This is a genomic window from Microcoleus sp. LAD1_D5 (genome assembly GCF_036702115.1).
Lineage (GTDB): Bacteria > Cyanobacteriota > Cyanobacteriia > Cyanobacteriales > Microcoleaceae > Microcoleus.
Genome location: NZ_JAUBSA010000082.1, coordinates 1 through 24,332 on the forward strand (window position 1 = coordinate 1; position 24,332 = coordinate 24,332).

Consider the following 24,332-nt stretch of genomic DNA (forward strand, 5'->3'; position numbering starts at 1 on the left):
TAGAATTAGTCAAATACCTGGTAGAAAAAACTCACACTAAAACCGGGCTATCTGTAGTTGCAAATGTGCTTAATAAAGTCTATAAAATTGGTCGACAGGTAGCTGATAACTTTAAAAAAACTATGCAAATTACTTTTGATGAATACTTGCCAAAATGGAACTATAGAGCCCTACCTCAAACTTAATACTTCATCAAGTTATTTATTTTTCAGTCCTAAGTGCCTCTTCACGGTCGCTCCTGAGAGCGCGGAGCCACAGGGGAAGCTCCCACTGCCGTCGGAAAATTATGGTTCCGATGTCAGCGGAAACGATATTACGGCTATAGCAATCCTAAAGGGTTTTCGGCGTTGCTGAATCAAGGTATGAATCAACTTTTCGCTTGATGTTACAAAACTCACCCTCAAGCGGGCTTCTAGCAATTGAGAAATCTTGAATTCATACCTGTATTCAGCAACGCCAACCTTGGGCGTTGCATAATTGCGGGATGATTTTGATTGTTTTGTGGGATGGGTGTCCCGCCCGTCTTGTGTATTTTCACAGCAAGCGGGACGCCTAACCCTACTCCCGACAAGAATCATCCTCAAATTATGCAACGCCGTATTTTTTTTAGATGAATGTCATCTACTTCATGGCGATATCAATGGCTACGCTTGGGGTCTATCTGACCTAAGAATTGAAGTCCCAATTACCAATTAAAAAAATAGACAAACTTATTTGGGCGCACGCTCATTATTAAACCAAACAATTCCATGCTCAAGGTTATGAATCTGGTGATGAAAAATCAACAGTTCAATTCATAAAATACTTACCAAATAAATACAAAGAGCGGAGACTTATCTTGATTTGGGATGGAGCTAGTTATCATAGATATGGAGAATTTAGAGATTATTTATCATCAGTTAATCATGACAAAAAACCTGTAAATTGGTCAATCACTTGTATTTTATTTGCTCCCAATGCTCCCGAAAAAAAATCCCGTTGAAGATATTTGGTTACAAGCTAATTTTTTTTTACGAAAGTATTGGTATTTATGTAAGTCTTTTAAGATCATCAAATTTTTGTTTGAGTTTTTCACCAAGGAACATAAATTTGATTTCCCCAAAATCCATCAGTACACCTATACGTAGAAAATCATTTAGGATTGCTATAGCAGCCTTTCCTTTTGTATGGGCGGTCGCTTAGCCCCCAGGGGTGTATTTTCTTCTTAAGCTGTTTCTGATATTTTTTGTCCGTGCAAGGGCAAAATATAACCAAGCGCTTTCACAAACTCTACTCCCAAACTGCGATGCCTAAAAAAAATCTTATCCCGCTATTGCTTCTGTTGGCAGTGCTGTTTACCCTTTACGGTGACACTTTAACTTTTCTCCCCAAACCTGTAAGAGATACTAGCGTGGCAAGCCGAAAGTTCTTCGTCGGGTTGTGGCCAGATTGGTTGAGGCCTAGAGATTTCAACGAGCAAAGGCAACAGGATATTGAGAAATTGCAAAAAAGTCCTAGCCCGAAGCGATAGTTTTGAGCTACCAGAGAGAAACCCGGTTTCTCTAATAATACCTAGCCATTTTCTTGTAGGTTGGGTTAAGCGAAGCGTAGGGTTCGCTTCGCTTAACCCAACAGTACGATTTTAGATTTTGGATTTTAGATTTGAGATTTTTTATCCCATCTCTCATCTGTAATCGATTAAACTTGAGGTTTGAGATTTTCCTCCAAGCGGTAAGGTGCGCAGTGCGCACCCTACATAATTAGGTTATGCGTCCAGACTGTTTTAGATTTGTACTCCCATCTAAAATCTAAAATCTAAAATCTAAAATTGATTAAGCCTGCTTTTTCAACCAGCTAAACATAGCTCGCAAATCTTTACCAACTTCTTCAATAGGATGTTCTGCTTCCTGACGGCGCATGGAGGTAAAACCTGGCTTGCCGGCTTGGTTTTCGAGAACGAATTCGCGGGCAAATTGGCCGGATTGAATTTCGCTGAGAATTTTACGCATTTCGGCGCGGGTTTGATCCGTGACGATGCGGGGGCCGCGAGTTAAATCGCCGTATTCTGCGGTATTGGAGATGCTGTCGCGCATTTTGGCGAGGCCTCCTTCTACTACTAAGTCAACGATAAGTTTAACTTCGTGCAAACATTCAAAATAAGCTAATTCCGGTTGGTATCCGGCGTCAACTAAAGTTTCAAATCCAGCTTTAATTAAGGCGCTCAAACCGCCACACAAAACTACTTGTTCGCCAAAAAGATCCGTTTCTGTTTCTTCGCGGAAAGTGGTTTCCAGGATGCCGGCTCTGGTGCCACCGATACCTTTAGCATAGGCCATTGCCCGATCGCGCGCTTGACCGGAAGCATCTTGATATACTGCAAACAAACTCGGAACACCTTCCCCTTGTTCGTAAGTCCGCCGCACCAAGTGTCCAGGACCTTTGGGGGCAACCATTACTACGTCTACATTGGCAGGGGGAACAACTTGGCCGAAGTGAATGTTAAAACCGTGAGCAAATGCTAAAACATTTCCTTCTGAAAGGTTCGGTTCGATTTGTTCTGTGTAAATAGTTTTTTGAACTTCATCGGGCAATAAAATCATGATGAAGTCAGCGGCGGCTGCTGCTTTGTCTACCGGGTGAACTGTTAAACCCGCGTCGGTTGCTTTGGCTGCGGATTTGCTACCGGGATACAAACCAACAACGACATTCATGCCGCTGTCTTTGAGGTTGAGGGCGTGGGCGTGTCCTTGGGAACCGTAGCCGATGATAGCAATCGTTTTGTTGGCTAAGAGGTCTAGGTTCGCGTCGGTGTCGTAATACATACGGGCCATAGTGCTTGTTTCCTGAGATGCAAATTGGGTGATTGACTGCAAAACTCTGATTTTATCAAAGTAGGGTGCTTTTTTTGCAGAAATTTTTTAGATTAAGATTTGGGCGGGGGAAAATAAAGGCCGATCGCCCTGAATTTCCCAGGGTTTCTCGCCGAGTCTGCGATCGTCAAATATAATTGTCAATAGCGTGCTGTGCTGTTGGAAAAACCTCACATCTTGCACCATTCTCAAGAACAGGCAAGATGCCTGTTCCACAAAGAGTAAATTTTTTTGTGGAACAGGCATCTTGCCTGTTCATAAAAAGCTTATTTAAAATGGTGCAACATCTCAGAAAAACAAAATTAACTAACTTTATTCAGATGAAAATAGAAGCAATACATCATGTGGCGATTATTTGCTCGGATTACGAAGCATCAAAAAAATTTTATGTAGAAGTATTGGGATGTTCCATTATCAAAGAAACTTTCCGAACCGAGAGGAATTCTTACAAACTAGATTTGCGAGTCGGAAACGGCGACACTATCGAGCTTTTCTCATTTCCCCATCCTCCTGAAAGAATTAACAATCCTGAAGCTTGTGGTTTGAGACATTTAGCTTTTGCAGTTGAGGACATAGAAGCATCAGTTGCTTACTTAAAATCCCAACAAGTAGAAGTAGAAAACATTCGCCTGGACGAGATTACAGAAAAACGGTTTACATTTTTCCGAGATCCCGATAACTTACCGTTAGAAATTTATGAGATTTAGAGCGACAGTAAAATCAGAAAAACCTTAGCATAAAAGATAAAAAATGGACTATATCATCAGAAACACAATCACGGTCGGAGTGCCTGCTTTAATGCTATTTATAGCCATAGTAGCTACAGGTAAAACAGGTGACGCCGCCGTTTGGTCGGGCTTGGTCAAAGTCGGCGGTTCCTTTGGTATGCTGATCGGTTTAGGTGTGTTGGTATTTGTAGGATTTGTTGCCAATTCATTTAGTTATTTTGTGATAGATAGCTTGCTGGTGAGATTTTATCAAAAGCGGCGAGAGTTGGAACCGCCAGAACAACTGGTAAGAGAAATTGATAAGTTGCTGATTACCAACGACCTTAAAATCAAGCTCAAATGGGCGGTGATGCACAGCATCCCTAACCAAAACCTTAGCTTAAAGCACATAATTTTAAAATGGTTTATTATCGCAGCAACTGTAAATGCCGTATTGTCAATAGCCGGGTATTTGGGAAAATTTAACATTTTTTTTGAATTGAGTTCTCATTTTAAACTACAATATCTGCTGGTTGGTTTCTCTACTTTTATATTCTTCGCTCTGGTGCGCTCAAAAAAAAGATGGTTGTGGGTGAGCGCATTTTGTATTATCCTTAACTTGGCGGAAATTGTTCCTTGGTATTTTCCAGCGCCCGCCTTTGCAGGAGCAACTCCCGCACACAACTTGCGGATTTTGCATTCAAATGTTTTAAGGAGTAATCGGCGATATTCTGAGGTGATATCGCTGGTTAAAGCAGAACAACCGGATATCGCGGTTTTTGTAGAAGTCAACTCATCTTGGGCAAAACAGTTATCGGTTTTAAGCGAGATTTTTCCTTACTCTTCTACCCAGCAAGAATCTGAGAGATTTGGCAGTGCAATATACAGCAAGCTGCCTTTAGAAAATTCTTCGGTTAAAGCCTTTTCAAGTCAAAGAAAGAGCTTGTCGGTGGATGTTAAATTTCAAGGTAAAGTCATTTCTCTGATGCTTGTTCATCCGACTGTGCCGATCAAACAGGAGAGTTTTATCAATCGCAATAAACAGCTAGCAGCCATCGGCGAGTATGCAGCCCAAGTAAAAAATCCGCTGATTGTGGTTGGGGATTTCAATACCACAATGTGGTCGCCATTCTACAAAAATATGGTAAAAACCGGAAACCTGCGAAATGCGCGATCGGGCTTTGGCATTTTACCGACTTGGCCGACTTTTATGCCGCTGGCTTATATTCCGATCGATCACTTTCTAGTCAGCAAAGAAATTGGTGTGTTGAAGATTCGTACTGGCCGCAATGTCGGTTCGGATCATTTGCCGTTAATTACAGATTTGGTCATTTGAAGGCAGGATTCAATATTTTCTAACAAATTATTGATTAACTGGATCTGGTATTGCTGAATATTGGTTTGTAGCGGTTCTTTGCTGTCTTGAAAACAGATAACTTTTCCGGCGATTTCCTTGTAGTGTTGCAGCATGGAAAAAGTATCGGTACTGAAGCGAGCGAGATAGTTTTTAGCAGCCTCGCTGCAAATTTCCGTTACTTGATTTAGATAAGCTTCTGACGATTCAGGCGGCTTTTCATTCCCAGTTCTTTTATTCAAAATATAGCTAGCACCGCCGACTACTGCAGCTCCCACAGGCCCGCCCAATAGCCAACCTAAGCCGGTGGCGATCGCCACTGGAGTCACTTCGTTGTCGATCGACTTTTGAGCTGGAGGTGGCGGCGGTTCCGGTAAGCTGACTTGTGGGGATGGAGGAAACGAAATCAAAAGTGCGATCGGCTGTTCTTTCTCAAAGAATTCGCAAGCTTTATTTACCCATTCTGCGATGGTTTGCTGCTGATGTAACGCCTCTCGCTGAAATTTTAGCTTCCACGCATCAAAACTCCCTTCCTGGAGCGACAGCGCCATTTCCGATTGATACCGCTGCAAAAGTGTGGGCTGGTAAAGCCAAATCTCGAAGTCGGAAACGCTGGCTTGAAAGCCTTTTGATATCAGTTTTTCTGCTTTTTGTTTGATTTCAATTTTGTCTTTGTGCTTTTTTTGAGCTGTGGCTATTTCTGCGGTGACAGTTTCAGCTTTGGCTCGGAGAGAGTGGCAAATTTTAGTAGCTATAGCTTCTATTCTGGGCAACTTAACTGCTAGTTGTTCCTGTTGATCTGCCACAATACTTTGCAAAGCCGATTCAAAGCTGGCAATTCCTGTAGTTTGGGCTGCGGCCACATCTCCTTTCAGCCTCGCCCTCAAAGCCGGCAAAGCATCGACGCGGTAGATATTGCTGATATTGTTCGGCAAATTGGAGCGAAAACTTTCGGCAACAAACAACAAGCGATTGTAAACTTGTTTTTGGTCGTCTGGTTCGAGTAGATTGAGAAAATTGGCAACAAAGACTACAGTGTTGATGTTGCGATCGCTCAACCAATCTCTCAAGTTCTCCCGTTCGCCTAAAGTCATCAATTTCCGAGCATCTAAAACCTGCACAACCAAATCAGCCGTTAGCAATTTATCTCTTACTAAATTATCCTGTTCTTCCCGGTCATTGGTTCCCGGCAAATCCAGCAATTCCACACCGGTTTGCAGGAATGGATGGGGACAGTAAACATTCACGGCCGCCACATCATCCCGCATTTGTCTCGCGTCGTCAAGGATGGCGTACCGTTTCAACACATCAGTCCCCGGTTCGCTAATTTCCGTGCCGTCTTTCAGGGTAATTTTTGCGTACAATTCCTCGCCGTAGTTGACATAAATAGCAGCACCTGTAGTGGGCACTAGGTCGATCGGCAAAGCACGATTTCCCACCAAAGCATTGAGCAAAGTTGACTTGCCGTAATTAAACGGGCCAAAGACAGCAATTTGAAAAGTTGGTTTGGCGAGATAGTCGCAGATTGAGGTGGTATCTCGATACAGTTGGGAGTTTTTGTCAAGTTCGAGAATACCGAGTGCTGATTTGAGATAGTCGGTCAGGTCTTGATAAATTTCGGGTCGTTGCATATTGTTGTTTTATTTCAAGCGGATGCTAGAAAACCTTGATATAGTGATTCAATACTCTGCGACTCGGCAGAAACATCAGCCTCCAATTTTTTCAACCGCTGCGATTCAGCCTGACAATTAATCTCGCGAGATTCCTTTTGTTCAAGCAAATTATCCAACTCAGATTTCCGAGAAGTAATATCAGCATTCATGCGATCGCCCACTTCTCGCCCGTAAACATCAAAACACTCTTTCACAGCATCGTGAATCGGCTGCCACTGCTCTTGAGCCACCTGCGGCAGATATTTCACTAGCTCTTTTTTCGCGGCTTTCACCAACTGTTTATGAGCTCCGTCTGCTTGCAAAACCCCAACACCCATTCCCAACAACGCCAAGTACAGCGGCCCCAAAACAATCCCCGTAAAACTAGCAAGAATCGTACTAACGCTTAACACAGTAATTAAGTTGAGCAGGATATTTTTCCAATCAAAACCCGCTCCTGCCATTGCTACGCCCGCCAGATTTCCGGTCGTTAACGAGAACAATCCCATCGCCCATTTTGCCCAAGCGGGCGAGTTATCTTCGTTTGAGTTGCTGACTGCTGCTGGTATTTTTTGCCCAGTCAGTTTTTCTGTAATTTTTTCAGTCACTTTCGTGTAAGATTCTCCGTAATTTGCCGCACTTTGTGAGAGTTGCGAAAATGCTGAATTCATCTCTTGTTCTGCTGTGAGAGTCCAAGCTGCTAGTTTGTCGTTTATGTACTGCTCGAATGCTCGTTTGAGCGATGCTTCAAAGGCTTCTCGCTTGCCTTGGCTGAAGAAATCCAGAAATCTCAGCTCTGGTTGATACCGTAAGAAATCTGTTTCAAAGGTATTTTCTAAGTTAAGAACGTAGGCGCGGAAAGAATCTGCGATCGCCCGCGATTTACTATCTCTAACTTCGATAATTTCTTGTTGAAACTCATCGCGAATGTGAGTCAGCTTTTTAAACTCCGGCTCAACTGAATTAATCTTTTCCTTCAATTCATTGACATCGCGATCGAGTAATGGTAAGCGGCGCCCAACAGCTTCGCGGACACGAGCCGAAATTTGACGCGCCAAAGTTCTCGCCGGACGCAATTCCGAAATCGCCCTTTCCTGCGTCAAAAACGTATTTAGTGCCGCCATAAACTCGGGAAAACCAGTTCCTGCCAAATCCGCATCCGGGTTTTTCATCCGCAACCTGAGCGCCTTAATTGAGGTAATTGCAAACACTCGCTCGTCGTAAATATCGTGTCCTTCTGTTAAACAATATTCAGCCAAATTAGCTTGAAAAACCCGCCGCAGTTTCCCTTCTGCTTCTGCTAATTCTTCAGGATCATCCGGATCAATCAAGCTTTCCTGCACCTGATCCCAAGCATTGATCAGGAAAAAAATGCTCAAACCGCGACCTTTGATGTAATTTTCTAGATAGCGTCTTTCACCCATTGTGCAAGGCTGAGTTGCCCTGAGTACAAACAAAATAGCGTGGCAGTTGTTGATGTAACCGAGAGATAATTCATTGCGGGCTTCGGTATCGTTCAGTCCGGGACTGTCTACTATTTCTATGCCTTTTTCGAGCAAAGGTAAGGGATATTCTACTACGGCGCAGTCGATATCGGGAAATGCTGGTTTCTTTTCTTCTTCTAAGCGTTTTGCCTCAGCGGGGTCAATTGTGTAGTTCTGTTTAAAACTTTTAAAATCTAGCTGTTTTGGGCTTTTGCCGTCATTGAAATAAACGGTGACTTTTTTTTCGGAACCATAGCGCAAAATCGTCAGCAAAGCTGTACAGGGATTTACATCGCTGGGCAGTAAGTTTTCGCCGATTAAGGCATTGAGAAAAGTGCTTTTTCCGCGTTTCATGTCGCCTAGCACTAGCAGGCGAAAGACTCCTTGGCGCAAGTTTTTACTGGCGACATCAATGTCGGCGTTGTCTGTTTCTAAACCGAGTTTTCCCGATGCTTCTCCTCCTGCTAATTCTGATTGGTTGATGGCTGTGGCGATGTTGCTGAGGCGAGCGGCAATTTCTCGGCGGACGGCGGCTACTCGCTCTAAATCGTTGAGAAAGTTGCTAGTTTCTACTTTAAGGTTCATGGGTGTTTCCTGATAGTTTCCTGCTTGAGCTTTTCAACTTTTGTCTTCTTCAATAAACATTTTGTAAGCTATCAAAGCAATGCCTCCCACTATCAGCGCGGCGGCCAGCCAAGATGCTATGCGAACTGCAACGATAACAGCAATGACAATGCCTGTAAATTGAGCGGCTGCTATAATTTTTCGGCGCCACTGTTGGAGTTTGCCGTTAACTTGGCTGTCTGGTTCTTGGTACTTGCTAGTTAGATGTTCGGGTACTGAGCGGTCGATTTCGGCTTCTAGTTCGCGGAGCCGAAGTTCTTGTTCGCGCTTCCGTAGTTCTTGTTCTTTGTGCCGGAGTTCTCGGGCTTTTTTATCGGGAGAATTCATACATTTTCGCCTGTTTTGCGCTAGAAAAATGTGTTATTTATTGTCAATGTTGCTGACCGATAAGTTCTCTACGACTGTAACTCACATTTTCCGCTGTGTCGAGAAATGTTAAGAAATTTTAAAAAGGGCGATTCCCTACGGGATAGCTACGCTTCACGACCTTTTAAGCCGATCGCCCTACGCCCTAGACTAGCCGCTGCAAATCCTCAATAGCCTTCGGGCCCGATAGTAGTGCGATCGCACTCCGCTTCCGACAAATCAACCAAGCGCGATCGAAATAAGTTGCAGCCCGCTAATTGAGCCTTGGTTAACTTTGCTTTCTCCAAATTAGCTCGGCTCAAATCCGCATATCTCAAATCGGCATTCGTCAAATCTGCATTGTACAAATCCGCACCTTGCAAATTGGCTTTCTGCAAATTAGCACCTTGCAAATTGGCGTGACGCAAATTTGCTCTTGATAAATTTGCTCTTGATAAACTTGCTTCCGACAAGTTAGCTTGATAAAGTTGAATGTCGCCCAATTCAGCCTCTTGCAAATCAGTTTTATAAAGATTGGCTTGCGTCAAATTTCCGTAGGGCAAATAAGCTCGCCTCAGAACGCTACCAGAAAGATTTATTTCTGTCAAATCTGCTTGAAACAAGTTATTTTCACTTAAGTCAACGGCGTTAAAGTTTCGCTGGCCCTCAGCATACTGAGCAAGCAATTCCTCAGCGCTTAGCTTTTGCATTTTCACTCCTCATGACGACAGCTACTGCAGCCAATCCATAACTGTAATTAATGGTTATTATTCTGCGTATTTATACTTAGGTCTCTTATTATGTTAAGCTTGTGTAACAACAGTCGCATTTTTTCTAAGATTTTTTTTATATTTGTAAATTTCTGCCTTGCTCGACCAATAAGCGGTTAGTAATGTCAAGATCGATCGAGAAACCAAAGCGAATCCTCTACTGAAATATGCCAGAACTTCCTCTCTCCATTGCTCAGCACTACCACGAACGGACAAAATACGACCCTGAAACCATTGCCGCCAAAAGCAAACAGCTAGATTGGACAGAGCAACCTGTGCCTTTCAAAGAATATAAAATTGGAGCGTATTTTGACCTCAAGCCTTATCTAAAAGACCCCTCGGAGGATGCCGATGCCGATCCCGATGCCGCTTGGTGGCATCGGTTATCGAGCTTGTTGCTGTGCAGCTACGGGTTGACGGCGAAAGTGCAGACGGTAGACGACAGCTACCTGTATTTGCGATCAGCACCGTCGGCGGGTGGACTCTACCCAGCAGAGGTTTATTTAATCTCCCGTGGCACTGCCCAGTTGCCGGCCGGACTCTACAACTATCAGTCCAGAACTCATTCACTGGTTCATTTTTGGGACAGTCAAGTTTGGCCGACATTGCAAGCAGCTTGTTTCCAGTCGCCAGCGCTAGAAAACACCCAATTGGCGATCGCCATTACCACGGTTTTTTTCCGTTCTTCTTGGCGTTACGAAGACCGAGCTTATCGGCGAATTTTTCTAGACACCGGCCATTTATTGAGCAATATCGAGTTAGCTTGCGCCGTCAACGATTACCGACCTCACCTGATTGGAGGATTCGCCGACGAAGCTGTCAATGAATTACTATACATCGACTCGGAGCAAGAAGGAGCTATTTGTGTAGTTGCTTTAGCCGACTTGCTAGACATTGACCAAAACTTGCCTAAATTTAAAACCGCTTTGCCCGGAAACACCACCACTGATTACCCGCAAATTTCCGAAGGTCAATTGTTAAAATACCTCCACAAAGCCACACATTTAGAATCAGATCCCACCACAGTGGACGGCTGGAAAATTGATGAAAGTGAAGGGGAACTAGAGGATAAATACAATTTTCCATTTTGTACTAAAGTTTCGACAGTCACTCCTTCGATTCCTTGGGGCGTGAACCTGGAAACTTTAGAAAACACTATGCTCAAAAGGCGTTCGACCCGTGCTTATACAGGTGCTTCTTTGAGCTTGGGCGAACTGCTAGCTATGCTCGATTTTACTTACCAGCCCCAGCACTATATCGACCAAGGATTAGACGGTGATCCCGACTATTTCGATCTAAGTTTGATCGAGACTTTTATTGCTGTTTCGGGAGTGAATGGGTTAGAAGAAGGCTGTTACTATTACGCTCCGAAAGCTCAAGAATTGCGGCAAATTCGGTTTAAAAATTTCCGCAGGGAGTTGCATTTTTTGTGCTTGGGGCAAGACTTGGGCAGAGATGCGGGGGCGCTGTTGTTTCACACGGCGGATTTGAACAGGGCTGTAGCAAAATATGGCGATCGAGTTTACCGCTATTTGCACATGGACGCGGGTCATTTGGGCCAGCGGTTGAATTTAGCAGCTATGCAACTGCGTTTGGGTGTCAGCGGTATCGGGGGCTTTTTTGACGATCGTGTCAATGACGTTCTCGGTATTCCTGCGGGTGAAGCTGTGCTTTATATTACAAGTCTCGGAAGACCTCGATCGTAAGAATTAGTTAGTTGTTATTGGTCAGTAGTATTGCTTCACTAAGCCCAGGCGCATCTAAATTTTACAGTCAAGTTTGATGAAATTAACATCTTACACCATTCTCAAGAACAGGCAAGATGCCTGTTCCACAAAGAGTGAAATTCGGTGTTCCCCAAAGAGTGAAATTCTTGTGGGGAGTAGGGGTTGGGCGTCCCGCCCGCCCTAAAAATACAACTTAAATGCGAGACAGCTTACCTATTTAATTTACTCTTTTCCTATTGCTATTTGCCAATGCAAAATCTGCTAAATATTCTGTCGAGCACTGATTCTGTCACTTCTTCCCCCGTAACTTCCCCCAATGCTTGAATTGCACCGCGCAAATCTATTGTCCAGAAATCTAAAGGCAATTTATTGCTCATAGTATCCGTGCATTGTTCCAGAGAAATTTTAGCTTTAGTTAACGCTGCTGCTTGCCGCTGGTTGATTGCTAAGTCTGAGTTTGCTGCTTGCAAATTCCCCCCGCTGACGGCATCTAAAATTGCTGTTTCTAAGTCTTGTATGCCTCGATCGATGGCGGCCGCTGTGGTAACTATACGGTGAATTTCAGAGGAAAAAGGTAATTCGGGGATGGTTTTTACTAGGTCGATTTTGTTGATAATTATAATTAGCTGACGGTGCTTTACTTGTTCGTAAATTTCCGAATCGCCCTCTGTCCAACCCGATTCCGCATCAATTGTCAACAACACTAAATCGGCTTGTTTTGCTGCTGCGCGCGATCGCTCAACGCCAATTTTTTCTACCTTGTCTTCGGTTTCTCGAATGCCCGCAGTATCGAGCACCTGCACCGGAATGCCGCCCACAACTAGCTGCGACTCTACCACATCCCGCGTCGTACCTGGTAAATCCGTGACGATCGCCCGATCGCTCTTACTCCACGCATTCAACAAACTCGATTTTCCCACATTCGGCCGCCCAACAATCGCTACTTTCAAACCACTTCTCAACAATTCTCCGCGATCTGCGGTTGCCAAAATTGTTGACAATTCCTCCAAAACATGATTTATTTCCAAAGATGTTTTAGCTTCATCTAAAGGCGGCAAATCTTCCTCAAAATCAATTCTCGCCTCAATTTCTGCAAGCACGTCCAAACAAGTTGTTCTCAATTGGCGAATTGGCTGCGCTAATTTTCCTTGCAAACCAGCCAAAGCACTTTGTGCAGCAGCGGGCGATTTTGCTCCCACCAAATCCGAGATACTTTCAGCTTGAGTTAAATCCAGCCTCCCGTTCAAAAAAGCCCGCAGCGAAAACTCTCCCGGCTGCGCCAATCTCGCCCCATGTTCCAAACACAATTGCAAGACTTGCTGCACGGCCATAATGCCGCCGTGACAGTGAAATTCCACCACATCTTCGCGAGTAAAAGAACGCGGCGCTTTCATGATTAGCAGCAAAGCTTCATCGACTAATTCTTGAGTTTTGGGGCGGCGGATGTGGCCGTAAAGAATGCGGTGAGACTCCCAAATTTGCCGTCCTGGGGCGCGAAACAGAGTTTCGGCAATTTTCAAGGCTGCGGAACCGGAAACTCGCACAATGCCGACGCTGCCTTGTTGGGGAACTATGGCAGTGGCAATGGCTGCGATCGTTCCTCCTTTTGTTAATGATTCAGACATTTTTAATGACTCTAAGTAGAAGGAACAAGGAACAAGGAAGAATATTTATATAGCAATAATTTGAGATTTTTAGTTTCAGTCAGAATGATTTAATTGCATTCAAGTGCCTAATTTTTACTTTTTTTAGTGTCACTCACTAGGTTCTCCATCTTCTATAGTGTAAATATCAGGTTCGTCATGCAAAAAGTCAAAACAGCCACCGCTTTGAGCAAGCTGCATAAGTTGCTGAGTCGAAGGCTACGGGATGTTTTCTAGTAATTTGTCCGTAATCGCTAATTGCTCGTCTGCGGAGAGAGATAAGATAACTTGAATTAGGGAGTCAACCAGTTGTACGTTCATTTTAAGTCATCTGTTGCTCGGTTACTAAATTATACTATAAGTTGAGGGTTTGCATCTACCGTCAACGGATACGGGCAGCAGACTGGGACTAATCTTAATGTTATAGTCCTCGACGCAGAAATTGTTTTTTTTACGGAAATACTGCATCCCGGCTTTTAACACTGCGTCCAGGACTGCTCAAATTCAGACAAGGCTCAAAGTCCGGGCGATAGCCTTTAAATTGCCAGCACCTGTATTCCTACTACTGGCAATTTCTTCGGCTGCTTGGCACACCCGAATCAATAGCTAAAAGTTTGACACCACAGTGATCTATCCTGATTTCATGCGATAATGAAAAATTGACAGGGTAGAGGGCAAAGCATGATTGGTCAACTTCTAGACAGACGTTACCGCATCATTAAAGTCACAGACTCAAGTGAGGTGGGAAAAACTTATCTAGCAGCAGATACTCACCGTCCCGGGTATCCGCAATGCACGGTTAGAGAAATGCGACTCCCCGGCACAAGTTCGCAAACTCCCGAATTAGTCAAAGTTATATTTCAAAGAAACGCAGAAATAATTGAAAAATTGGGAAAACACGACAAAATTCCCGAATTATTGGCGTATTTTGAGGAAAATCAAAGTTTATACTTAATTGAAGAATTTATTGCCGGATCACCTTTAAGTCAAGAACTAATACCCGGTGAACCTTGGGAGGAAGACCAAGTAATTTGTCTGCTCTCAGAAATATTAGAAATTTTGGTGTTTATACACGAGAAAGGTTTCATTCACCGCAGAATTCAACCAGACAGAGCGATCCGGCGCGAGTCAGACGGCAAATTTGTATTGGTAGACTTTAGCTTAGACAAAGAAATTAACCCGGAACTTGCTAACTGTCATTTGTTGTCGCAAACTTCCCCGCACTCTGTTAAACGGCATGAGGCAAAAAAACAGGATTTGGTGGCCCAGGAGTTATACGTGCCGATCGAGCAATCGATCGGCAACCCCCGGTACAATAGCGACATCTACGCTCTAGGTACGATCGCTCAGCTTGCCGTGACGGGACTCTCACCCAACGAACTGAGTGCCTTAAAAAACAACAAAAGCGAAATTCTCTGGCGAAACCGGGCAACTTGTTCGCCTGCCCTAGCAGATATTATCGATCGAATGGTGCGCCCCGACTGCGAGGAACGCTATCAGGAGGCCGCCGAAGTTTTGGCAAACCTCAAACAAATCGCCGTAAAATTGGAGGTTGAGCCGCCGCCAGCCACAATCATCACGCACGCTATGAGTAAACCGCGAAGACAAAGCCAAACCAAACTGCTGCTGTTGGCTGCAACAGCGGCAGCTTTAATCCTCACGGCACTGATAATTTACTTGTGGCAGAGTCAAAGTCCGGCGAGGGCAAAAGAATGGTTAGCCCGCGGCGTTACCAAGGCGCAGCAAGGTGACACAACAGGTGCGATCGCCGATTATACTCAAGCGATCGCCCTGAATGCCAGCGATGCGGAAACTTACTACAAGCTGGCAAACGCTCGCTACGACATGGGCGCCACCGAGCAAGCAATACAGGATTACACGCAAGCAATTAAAGTCAATCCTAGCCACACCAAAGCTCTGTACAATCGAGGTATGGCCCGCCTCGACATCGGCGACAAGCGGGGGGCCGTGGAAGATTTCACCCAAGTAGTGCGCCTGAATCCCAGCGACGGTGAGGCATACTCTCAGCGGGGTTTAGCCTACTACGATTTGGGCGACTACCGCACGGCAATAGAAGACTACACTCAAGCAATTCGGCTCAGTCCCAACGATCCTACAGCTTACAGCAATCGGGGTTTAGCTCGATCGGCAGCAGGCGACAAAACAGGAGCAATGGCAGATTTTACTCAAGCCATTCAAATTAGCCCCAAACAAGCTGGCGTATACTACAGTCGTGGTCGAGCGCGGTTTAATCTGGCAGATTATCAAGGAGCGATGGAAGATTATACTAAGGCGATCGAATTGCAACCAGATCTCGCTGATGCTTATACCAATCGGTGCAGCGCTTACTTGAATTTGGCCACCTACGACAAAGCGATTGCAGATTGCACCGAAGGAATTCGCCTCGATCCAAAAGATGAAGCAGCTTACAACAACCGCTGCATTGCTTATCTGAATTTAAAACAATTTCAAAAGGCCAGCGAAGATTGCAGTTTGACGATCGGACTCAACGGCAACAATCCCAAAGCATACAGCAATCGAGGATTAGCTCGATCGGCTTCGGGAGACAAGCAGGGGGCTGTGGAAGATTTTACTCAAGCAATTCGACTCAATCCTAGCGATGCAGTAGCTTACAGCAATCGCGGTACTATTTACTCAGAACTAAAAAATTACCCTTTAGCGGTTGAGGATTTCGCTCACTCACTGCGGCTCAACCCCAACAATGCTAGCGCTTTTTACAGCCGAGGCCTCGTCCGCCGCCAACTCAAAGACCGTGCTGGGGCGATCGAAGATTTTCAGAAAGCTGCAACCTTGTTTCTAGAACAAGGAAGAGCCGATGGTTTCCAAAACGCACAAGCGCAAATCAACGACCCTAAATAAGCTATTAATCATCAGTCAGATGTTAAAAAAAGAAGAAAAAAGGCAGAAGGAAGAAGGAAGAAGGAAGAAGGAAGAAGGTCAAGTTACCAATTCCCAATTACCAACTTCCCGTTACCAACTCCCCGTTACCAATTCCCCGTTACCACCCCCCCGTTACCAATTCTCAATTATAGATATGAACATGGTTGGTCAACTGTTAGACAGGCGTTACCGCGTAGTGCAAATTCTCAGTTCAGGAGCTTTTGGACAAACTTATTTAGCTGTCGATACTCGCCGGCCGGGCCATCCTCAATGTGTAGTCAAACAACTGCGCCCTCCCAGCAACACTTCCACAGTTCTCAAAACAGCTTATCGCTTATTTAAACAAGAAGCAGAAATATTAGAAAAGCTGGGAAAACACGATCAAATTCCATTTTTACTAGCTTATTTTGAAGAAGCCAATCAATTCTACCTCGTGGAAGAGTTTGTACCCGGACACGCCCTAAATAGGGAAATTGTGGCCGGTCAACCTTGGCGAGAAGAACGAGTGCTGGATCTGTTGCAAGAAGTGTTACAAGTTCTCGCCTTCGTACACTCTCAGGGAGTGATTCACCGTGATGTTAATCCCTCCAACTTAATCCGCCGCAAACCAGACGGCAAATTAGTTTTAATTGACTTTGGTTCGGTTAAAGAAGTTGCGAGTCACGTCAGCGAGTACGATACAGAATTTCCGCGCACCATTGCTACTGGAACTCCGGCTTATATGCCGATCGAACAATTTCAAGGCAACCCGCAATTTAGCAGTGACCTCTATGCAGTCGGGATGATGGCAGTCCAAGCTATCACGGGTTTACCCGGTACGGATTTGCCAAAATTGCAAGATCCGAGTCCTTCTCATACGGGGGAAATTGTTTGGCGAAACCGATCTCAATGTTCTGTGGGATTAGCCAATATAATTGACAAAATGGTCTGTCACCAATTTGCCAAGCGCTATCCATCTGCGGAAGAAGTTTTGGTAGCTCTCAGCAAGTTGAGACACCGCCAAGATCCTGTGAATACGGCTCACAAGAAAAGTATGGCTCCCAGCTTAGTGTCTTCTGAACGTTTTTCGTCACGTTTGGGAAGTCGATTTTGGTTGCTGATTTTGGCGGGCGTCGGGGCGGCGATAGTTCTGATATTTCTGTTTAGTTATAGGAGCCGCCCAAATCCGATTAAAGCTCAGGAATATTACGAACAGGGAGTAGAAAAGTCTCGCAATCAAGATGCGGAGGCAGCTTTGCAGGCTTTTAATAAGTCAATTCAATTGAATCCTAAAAATGCTGAGAGTTTTTATTGGCGGGGTAATGCTAATTATGATTTACAAAAGTATCAAGAAGCAATTGCGGATTATTCTCAGGCGATCGCTCTCAATCCTAAATATGTTAAGGCTTATTTTAACCGCGGCCTAGCCCGTCACGATTTTAACGATACGCGGGGAGCGATTGAGGATTACACTCAAGCTTTGAATTTCCAGCCCAACGATGTTGATACATATTATGAAAGAGGAGTTGCTTATTTAGAACTGCAAGATTACAAGGCCGCTATTCAGGATTTTACCGGAGTAATTCGGCTGCAGCCGAACCTTGTTAAAGCTTATCATTCGCGGGGGTTGGCTCGTGCTGGAAGCGGCGATTTGCAGGGGGGGATTGGAGATTATACTGAGGCAATTAAACTTGATGCTAAGAATGTTGATGCTTTTTACAGCCGGGGGAGAGCTCGCTTTCACCTAGGAGATTATCAGGGAGCTTTGGCGGATTATTCTCAGGTAATTGCGATCGATCCCAAGAGTGCCGATGCTTACGCTAATCGTTGTAGCACGCAGTTGAATTTGGGAGCGCATCAAGCGGCAATTGACGATTGCACTCAGGCAATTTCGCTGAGCGAGGAGGATGGGGTTCCTTACAACAATCGCTGCATTGCTTATTTAAACTTAAAGGATTATCCGAAAGCAATTGCCGATTGTACTCAAGCGCTGAAAGTGAACCCGAATGATTTTAATGCTTTTAACAATCGTGGTTTAGCTCGCAGCGCCGGGGGTGACGCCCAGGGCGCGATCGCAGATTTTACCGCAGCAATCGGGTTCAATCCCAACAATGCTGAAGCTTACGCCAATCGGGCTAAGATTTATCAGGAGTTAAAGAATTACAATAGTGCGATCGCCGATTACGTCCAAGCTATTCGGATCAGTCCGAATTATGCTGCTGCTTACTACGGTAGAGGCATGGTTCGTCGCTCCTTGGGAGACAAAGCAGGAGCAATTAGCGATTTAGAAAAAGCCGGTAAAATGTTTCTCGATCAAGGACTTACGGGCGGTTACAAAGATGCACAATTTGAGATTGAAAAGCTCAAGTAGTCATTAGTCATTAGTCATTATTTCTCGGTGTTATATTTCTTATGTGGCAGATTTTTATAATCTCAGATTGCTCCGCGGCTGGTTCACCTTAATCTTTAATACAAACAGAAAATGCAGGTGAATAGGCCCCGGAGCGCTATTAATGCCAGCTATTATAAATCAATTTTCTGGGTCTTGAAGTCGTTTAACCAATTCATAAAACGGTTCCCAATTATCCTCAATAGCTATGGCTTCCCAAACAGCCTCAATCGTCGGTCTCAACAGCGATTGTTCGGGATTGTGCCTCCGCAAACACTCCGCCATTTTGTCCATATCATCCGCCGACAAACTTTGCAAAACGTGATAATAAAACTGCCGCCAAGGTGCTATCAAGTCCGCAGGTTCCGCCTCAGCAAAAATTTGACTAGCATCATCTCGCCAAGTGCGATCGAACTGTCTTCGCAGTTCAAAAAAGAAATCGTGATACTCAACTTGAGACTCCGCCAGCATTTTAATTGTCACCTTCAACAACTCATCAGCATCAGCTTCTGGCAAATCCTCAAACCCCAATCTCTTGAGCATCAACTGCCGATAAGCTGCATTATAATAATCGCCAAACTTTGCCAAAGCCGCATCCATATCAGCTTGAGGAATCGCCGCTGCTAGCGGTTCCTGGAGCTTTTCTAAATTGTCCCTACAAATCAACGGTTGATTGCCGTAACAATAAAGACCCGAATAGTCAAAATAAGCTGCTGTAAATTCCGGCTTGTAAGTTGGGATAAAAGCGAAAGGCCCGTAATCGAAACTTTCTCCAGTAATTGACATATTATCAGTATTCAACACGGCCTGGCAAAAGCCTGCTGCCATCCACTGAGCGACTAATTCAGCTATTCGATTCACTAAATCTGCATAAAATAGCGCATATTTTTCGGCAGGCGAAACACCCGCATTACTTGCTTCTAAATGCAGTTCTGGATAGTAATATTGAATAACAAAATCTAAAAGTTTTTTAGTTAAATCCGGCCTGCGGATATAGTGCAATCTTTCAAAAGTTCCAAACCGGATGTGAGAATGACTGAAACGCACCATTACGGACGATCGCGTTGGAGATGGTTCGTCGCCCCGCCACAAACCCTCCCCAGTTTCAACTAAACTAAAACAGCGAGATGTCCGCACTCCCAACCGGTGCAAAGCTTCCGCGGCTAAAACTTCGCGAATTCCCCCTTTGAGAGTGAGTCTACCGTCACCGCCCCGCGAGTAGGGAGTGCGGCCGGAACCTTTAGTGCCGAAGTCGTAAAGTCTGCCGTCAGTGCCGCGAACTTGGCCGTATAAGAAGCCTCTACCGTCACCTAAATTGGGGTTATATTGGTTGAATTGATAGCCGTGATAGCGGAGTGCGAGAAAGGGACGGACGCAGTGAAATTCGCCGAACGCTTCGATAAAATGTTGGTCGGTTACTTGTGCGGGGTCTAAACCCAATTTCGGCAATAATTCATCGTTGCGGAAGCGGAGAATGTGCTGCGGAAAATCTGCAGCAGGGACTTCATCAAAATAGTCGCCACCGAGAGCTTCGATGGCGGGTTCGTAGTTGAGGGAAAGCAAAGGATTTGACATTTTTCTATTTTATCTTGAAATTGGCGATCGCTCCAAATTATATACAAGTAAGGTGCGGACTGCATTGGTGTCAACAATTGCCTCAGACCCTTTTTCTCTCTCGTTTATAGCCGAGTTCGATGCCCTCCCATCTCCGGGCTTTTTCATGCTCAAATTTTAACCAAGCTAAAGTTTGAGCATGAAAGATTAATGTTTTCCTCGAAGGCAAAAACTTTTTACGGTCAATTTTAGTGAGAGTTTAATTAACCGTTTTCCTTGCTAAAAATGGGGTTGAAAGCTTAAATTTTAGTCGGATTCACCAGCTAATATACATTTTGCCCTATTTAAAATCGGTCAACACCCCGTAAATTGCCCAAATTGCCATCGCCCGCAAATAGTGACTCGCCCGAAAAGTCCCCCCCGCCGTAATCGCTTCCGGCGTCCGAAACTGCAACCCATTTTCATAAATCTGCTTCACCACAGCATCCGTCAATTTAAAAGCTTTCTCCTCCATCCCCATCTGTACCAAAAAAGCGGCCAACCCAAAATTAATTCCCGTCCAAACTTCCAAAGGATGAGTCGCATTCGGATTTTCCGGCGAACCATTCAGCATCACCCCATTTGCCGCACCGAACTCGCCCTCGTTGAACTTCAAAAAGCAAGAATCATACACAGTTTCTAAAGCGCTGGCTGCACATTCCGCCGGCACGATATCCGGTAATCCTAACAATTTCGCGTAAAATTGACCGCATAGTTGGTCTGTCATCACCACTTCGGAATTACTCTCGCTGTCCAAACGATAATATTGACCGTTCCACAGTTTTTCTTGATAGCTCGGTCTTGCTTGTAGTAGCCAACTGTGATATAATGCTATCTTTTCTTGAGGGTTAGGAATTATCCTCGGTGCTGCATCTTCTAAGATTTCGCCGATCGCGATCGCAGCCTCCAGCGCCGCCAACCACAAACCCCCGCAATACGCACTTATCCCCCGCATTTGCCAGTCATCAAACGTCTGATCCGGTGCTCCCGAATTCTCAGGAATTCCGTCCCCATCCTCATCAAAAGTTTTCAGATAAGCCAAAGCCTCAACAATTGCCGGCCAACACTCTTGCAAAAACTCACAATCTGTGCCGCCCGTCAATAGGAAATCCCGATAAACCTGCAACACAAAATCGCAAGGCAAATCCTTCCACAAATTGCAATCTTGATAGCTAGTATAATTCGTTTTCTCCCAAGGATGTTCGTTAGGAGCACCCAAATCGTGTGGCGTCGCACCGACAGCTTTTCTAATAGCCGAAGCTTGATTCCAGCCAATAATTCTCGGCGTATCGTCTCCGGCTGAAATTGCCCTAGCAAACGCTAAAACCACCGACTTTTCCAAATCCGGCCACAGCATCAACAAAGCAAAAGAACCGTAAAGCCGCACGTCCAAACTTTCGTACCAGCGGTAATCAATGCACTCCAAAACCGCAAATTGACCCTTTGGATCGCGTTCGTCAGCCGCACTCCAAAGAGTACCGCCGTCTGTCAGGGCGTATAACTCGTTAAACAAAGCCATTTTAAAACTATCTGACAAATCTTTCCGTTCTAAAATTGGTTTTTGCCAAGCTTCAATATTTTCGCGCCAAGTATCGGAATGCTTCATTGCAGTGCGAATAATCGGCCAAGCATTTTTGCCGTTGCGGCCGAAGAAATCCGTATAGCGACGGTAGTACCAAACTCCCGATGCAAACTCAGTAACGGGCAAATCCCAAGCTATAATAAAGGGGATTTTGCGAGTTTTTCCAGGTCGAATAGTAAAGCGAACTGCGATCGCACAAGCCAACTGTTCTCCTGCTGCTGCGGCTGTCTCGTCTTTGTCATCCAACAAGAAACCTTCAGCAGAAAAGTTGCGCCAAATATCGTCGCCATTCCCCGCCGGGTTCCAGCGAGTTTGATAGAATACTTCTACCGCTGGATTAGTAATAGTTGCGATCGCCCATTGTCCCTCCCCCTCTTGCGGTTCCTCATCAGCAGTCAACCGCGTCATCACGCAACCGATGCGGTGAAAATCTTCCACCAACAAATTCAAATTTCCGGCACTTTCTCCCCACCGGGATTGGTAATCATAAAATGGACTGCCATCATCTCGCACCATCACTTCCGGCGACTTATTGGCATTAGTAAACCAACCGACAATATTCTCCCAAGTCAGCATGATGCTGAGAGTAATCGGCGCATCTGTAGGATTGTGCGCCACCCATTCAAACATGGCAACTGGGTAACTGCTTTCCTGATAATTGTTTGGTAAAATTGGCGAAAATTGCTCGCAGCTTAATTGAGCATGAAACACATTTTCGTAAACAAACCAACTGCGCGGATACAAAGCCTGATAACTCCCGGAAGATTGAAATTTTTCCTTCTCTTCCCTTCTTCCGTCTGCCTTCTGAATTCCATCCGTTACATCCGTTACATAATCCGTTGCCGAACTTCCTTCCGATGGATACCATTTCCAACTAGATAAACTGCCATCGGTAGGCGGTTCTGTGGACAGTGCAAAAGCTTGTTTCTTGCCTTGAGTTTCTTCAAAAACGCTGAACTGACAAGCGGGCAAACTGCGAAAAATGTGCTCGCCGCCGTCAATGTGCCAGAGGTTGAAGTCGCCGCGGGACGATCGCCCGATGCAGCCGGCACCGAACCCGCCCAGAGGCATTCCGTGCCAGGGCCCGTCGTCGAGATTGCTTGCGTAGCGGACTGTATAGGGATTCTCCCAACCGAGGCCGATGGGACGTTTCCAGGTGTGCGGGGGGATGTTTGGAGTAGATGTGCGATCGTTATTCATGTCATCAATTTTAGCGCTCGATCGAGCTTGACAATTTTTTATTTAAGTTTAAACTTTTATCGCTCGAATAAATCCTGATATTTCCGACGACTGTTGATTGTTGACCTAAAGCAATTGGTTTCAGGTTCGCCGGCTTCATCAATTCTCCAATCTAAAATCTAAAATCTAAAATCTAAAATCTAAAATCGCTTGGGCGATCGCCTAACGGGGAAGAATATCATCTAGGCGAATTTGCCAGGTCTTTAACAAAGGAGAAATAATCGGTTGACCGAGGCGAAATTGTTGCTGCGTGTAATCTTGGTCAATCAGTTGACAAACGGTGATAGTAGGTTGTTTTGGTTTACCGATAAAAGCCACGCCCCCCAATCCGCGATAATCAACTATCCAATATTCTGGAATCCCTAAAATAGCATATTCTTCAACTTTTCGGGCGTAATCTGTTTCCCAGTTAGTGCTGACGACTTCTACCACTAATTTAATAGATCGTCCCAGCGTAATCACAGGTTCTCTTTCCCAAAGAGGTTCGCTGACAATAGCGGTTTCATCTAATACGACAATATCGGGACGGCGGGCAGTAGCTGCATCTGAGAATGGACGGATCAAACAAGTGCGGGGAATGAACCAAGGTAGTTTTTCGGCGGCGATGGCGATGCCGATTTGAGTTGCCAGTTTACCGCTGACGGTTTCGTGGGGGCCTGTTGGTTCCATGTCAACTAATTCTCCGTCAGCGAGCTCGTAGCGAAAGTTGTCACAATATCGATCGAGGAATGTTTCAAAAGTTAAGATTTTTGGCGCGGTGTAAGCCATGGAAAACTAATAGTTTTTTGCTGAAAATCTTATTCTATCAACTAACCAAATCCCAAATCAGTTCCTTTCGCGGCGTGAACCAAAGCCAACTTTTCGTAACGCTTAGCATGTTCCACCAACTCCGCCGCTTCTTCCTCAGAGACATCCCGCAATCGCTTCGCAGGCACTCCCGCCACTAGCGTATGAGGGGGAACGTCCTTGGTGACAACCGCCCCTGCACCGACGATCGAGCCTGTCCCCACCCTCACTCCATCGAGGACGATCGCCCCAATCCCGATCAGGCAGCCCCGTTCAATGTAAGCTGAGTGAATCACGGCTCGGTGTCCCACTGTCACGAAATCTTCCAAAACCGTCGGTTTCCCCGGATCGCCGTGCAGAATTGCTCCATCTTGGATATTGGTACTTGAGCCGATCGCAATTCGCTCTATATCCGCCCGCACCACCGCCCCATACCAGATACTAGCGCCCGCAGCCACCTCTACCCTGCCGATCACAACAGCGCCTTCAGCGACAAAAGCCGCTTGGGATAGATCTGGCCTGGGCCAATAGGAAGGAAGTGCCGACAGAGATTCGTTGAGATTGCTCATTTGTGATCGTTATACTTCTAGCAGATTAGCTGGTTGTTCATACGGGATATAATAAAAGTATTTGGGTGTGCGATTCGTTTAACCTAAATGGATTAAAAATCCAGGGACGGTTAGCCTAACCCTTTGGTTAGTGTAACTG

Annotated in this window: 17 protein-coding genes; 6 read left to right on the forward strand and 11 right to left on the reverse strand. The window is 45.2% G+C overall.

Going from position 1 to position 24,332, the window contains the following annotated elements; all coding sequences use genetic code 11:
- On the forward strand, positions 1 to 185 hold a 185-nt coding region (locus QUA70_RS24260), incomplete at its 5' end, for an ISAzo13-like element transposase-related protein (protein ID WP_445251672.1).
- Positions 186 to 1,811: 1,626 nt separating this feature from the next.
- Here QUA70_RS24260 and ilvC read toward each other — a convergent pair.
- Positions 1,812 to 2,843 (reverse strand): ketol-acid reductoisomerase, encoded by a 1,032-nt coding sequence (gene ilvC / locus QUA70_RS24265; RefSeq protein WP_333336235.1) that lies wholly within the window; start codon positions 2,841 to 2,843, stop codon positions 1,812 to 1,814.
- A gap of 54 nt (positions 2,844 to 2,897) precedes the next feature.
- Positions 2,898 to 3,095, reverse strand: coding sequence for a hypothetical protein (locus tag QUA70_RS24270; protein ID WP_333336226.1), 198 nt, complete (start codon positions 3,093 to 3,095; stop codon positions 2,898 to 2,900).
- A 74-nt stretch (positions 3,096 to 3,169) separates the two neighbouring features.
- Here QUA70_RS24270 and gloA2 point away from each other — a divergent pair, with 74 nt between their 5' ends.
- On the forward strand, positions 3,170 to 3,556 hold the full coding sequence (gene gloA2, locus QUA70_RS24275) for an SMU1112c/YaeR family gloxylase I-like metalloprotein (protein ID WP_333336229.1): 387 nt from the start codon (positions 3,170 to 3,172) through the stop codon (positions 3,554 to 3,556).
- A 43-nt stretch (positions 3,557 to 3,599) separates the two neighbouring features.
- Positions 3,600 to 4,892: an endonuclease/exonuclease/phosphatase family protein gene (locus tag QUA70_RS24280; protein ID WP_333350444.1), complete on the forward strand. Its 1,293-nt coding sequence runs from the start codon at positions 3,600 to 3,602 to the stop codon at positions 4,890 to 4,892.
- On the opposite strand, the gene QUA70_RS24285 is transcribed toward QUA70_RS24280, so the two are convergent.
- From QUA70_RS24285 to QUA70_RS24300, 4 genes are all read right to left on the reverse strand, one after another.
- Positions 4,859 to 6,541 carry a dynamin family protein gene (locus QUA70_RS24285; RefSeq protein WP_333334135.1) on the reverse strand — a complete coding sequence of 561 codons (1,683 nt, stop codon included), beginning with the start codon at positions 6,539 to 6,541 and terminating at the stop codon, positions 4,859 to 4,861. The two genes, QUA70_RS24280 and QUA70_RS24285, sit on opposite strands and share 34 nt — an antisense overlap.
- Positions 6,542 to 6,555: 14 nt before the next feature.
- Positions 6,556 to 8,631 carry a dynamin family protein gene (locus QUA70_RS24290; protein WP_333350446.1) on the reverse strand — a complete coding sequence of 692 codons (2,076 nt, stop codon included), beginning with the start codon at positions 8,629 to 8,631 and terminating at the stop codon, positions 6,556 to 6,558.
- A 33-nt stretch (positions 8,632 to 8,664) separates the two neighbouring features.
- Entirely contained in the window at positions 8,665 to 8,997 is a 333-nt protein-coding gene (locus tag QUA70_RS24295; protein WP_333334131.1) for a DMT family transporter, read from the reverse strand.
- A gap of 206 nt (positions 8,998 to 9,203) precedes the next feature.
- Positions 9,204 to 9,725, reverse strand: coding sequence for a pentapeptide repeat-containing protein (locus tag QUA70_RS24300; protein ID WP_333334130.1), 522 nt, complete (start codon positions 9,723 to 9,725; stop codon positions 9,204 to 9,206).
- Positions 9,726 to 9,952: 227 nt separating this feature from the next.
- Here QUA70_RS24300 and QUA70_RS24305 point away from each other — a divergent pair, with 227 nt between their 5' ends.
- Complete coding sequence (locus tag QUA70_RS24305; RefSeq protein WP_333334128.1) at positions 9,953 to 11,491, forward strand: SagB/ThcOx family dehydrogenase; 1,539 nt, start codon at positions 9,953 to 9,955, stop codon at positions 11,489 to 11,491.
- Between the two features lie 260 nt (positions 11,492 to 11,751).
- Here the strand turns inward: QUA70_RS24305 and mnmE are convergent, their stop codons facing one another.
- On the reverse strand, positions 11,752 to 13,137 hold the full coding sequence (gene mnmE, locus QUA70_RS24310; protein ID WP_333334126.1) for a tRNA uridine-5-carboxymethylaminomethyl(34) synthesis GTPase MnmE: 1,386 nt from the start codon (positions 13,135 to 13,137) through the stop codon (positions 11,752 to 11,754).
- Positions 13,138 to 13,836: 699 nt separating this feature from the next.
- Between mnmE and QUA70_RS24315 the strand changes: the two genes are divergently transcribed.
- Both QUA70_RS24315 and QUA70_RS24320 read left to right on the forward strand, forming a co-directional pair.
- Complete coding sequence (locus QUA70_RS24315) at positions 13,837 to 16,035, forward strand: tetratricopeptide repeat protein (protein WP_333350448.1); 2,199 nt, start codon at positions 13,837 to 13,839, stop codon at positions 16,033 to 16,035.
- Positions 15,992 to 18,406: a tetratricopeptide repeat protein gene (locus QUA70_RS24320; RefSeq protein ID WP_333350450.1), complete on the forward strand. Its 2,415-nt coding sequence runs from the start codon at positions 15,992 to 15,994 to the stop codon at positions 18,404 to 18,406. Before QUA70_RS24315 ends, QUA70_RS24320 begins: the two co-directional genes overlap by 44 nt.
- 159 nt (positions 18,407 to 18,565) lie before the next feature.
- Here the strand turns inward: QUA70_RS24320 and QUA70_RS24325 are convergent, their stop codons facing one another.
- From QUA70_RS24325 to QUA70_RS24340, 4 genes are all read right to left on the reverse strand, one after another.
- A complete protein-coding gene (locus QUA70_RS24325) occupies positions 18,566 to 19,999 on the reverse strand; it encodes a protein adenylyltransferase SelO family protein (RefSeq protein WP_333334118.1) in 1,434 nt (477 codons plus the stop codon).
- Positions 20,000 to 20,318: 319 nt separating this feature from the next.
- Positions 20,319 to 22,799 (reverse strand): GH116 family glycosyl hydrolase, encoded by a 2,481-nt coding sequence (locus tag QUA70_RS24330; protein ID WP_333350452.1) that lies wholly within the window; start codon positions 22,797 to 22,799, stop codon positions 20,319 to 20,321.
- Between the two features lie 201 nt (positions 22,800 to 23,000).
- The gene (locus tag QUA70_RS24335) at positions 23,001 to 23,606 is read right to left on the reverse strand and encodes a Uma2 family endonuclease (protein WP_333334115.1); all 606 of its coding nucleotides are present in this window, start codon (positions 23,604 to 23,606) and stop codon (positions 23,001 to 23,003) included.
- A gap of 41 nt (positions 23,607 to 23,647) precedes the next feature.
- Positions 23,648 to 24,193, reverse strand: coding sequence for a gamma carbonic anhydrase family protein (locus QUA70_RS24340; RefSeq protein WP_333350454.1), 546 nt, complete (start codon positions 24,191 to 24,193; stop codon positions 23,648 to 23,650).
- Positions 24,194 to 24,332: the final 139 nt, after the last annotated feature.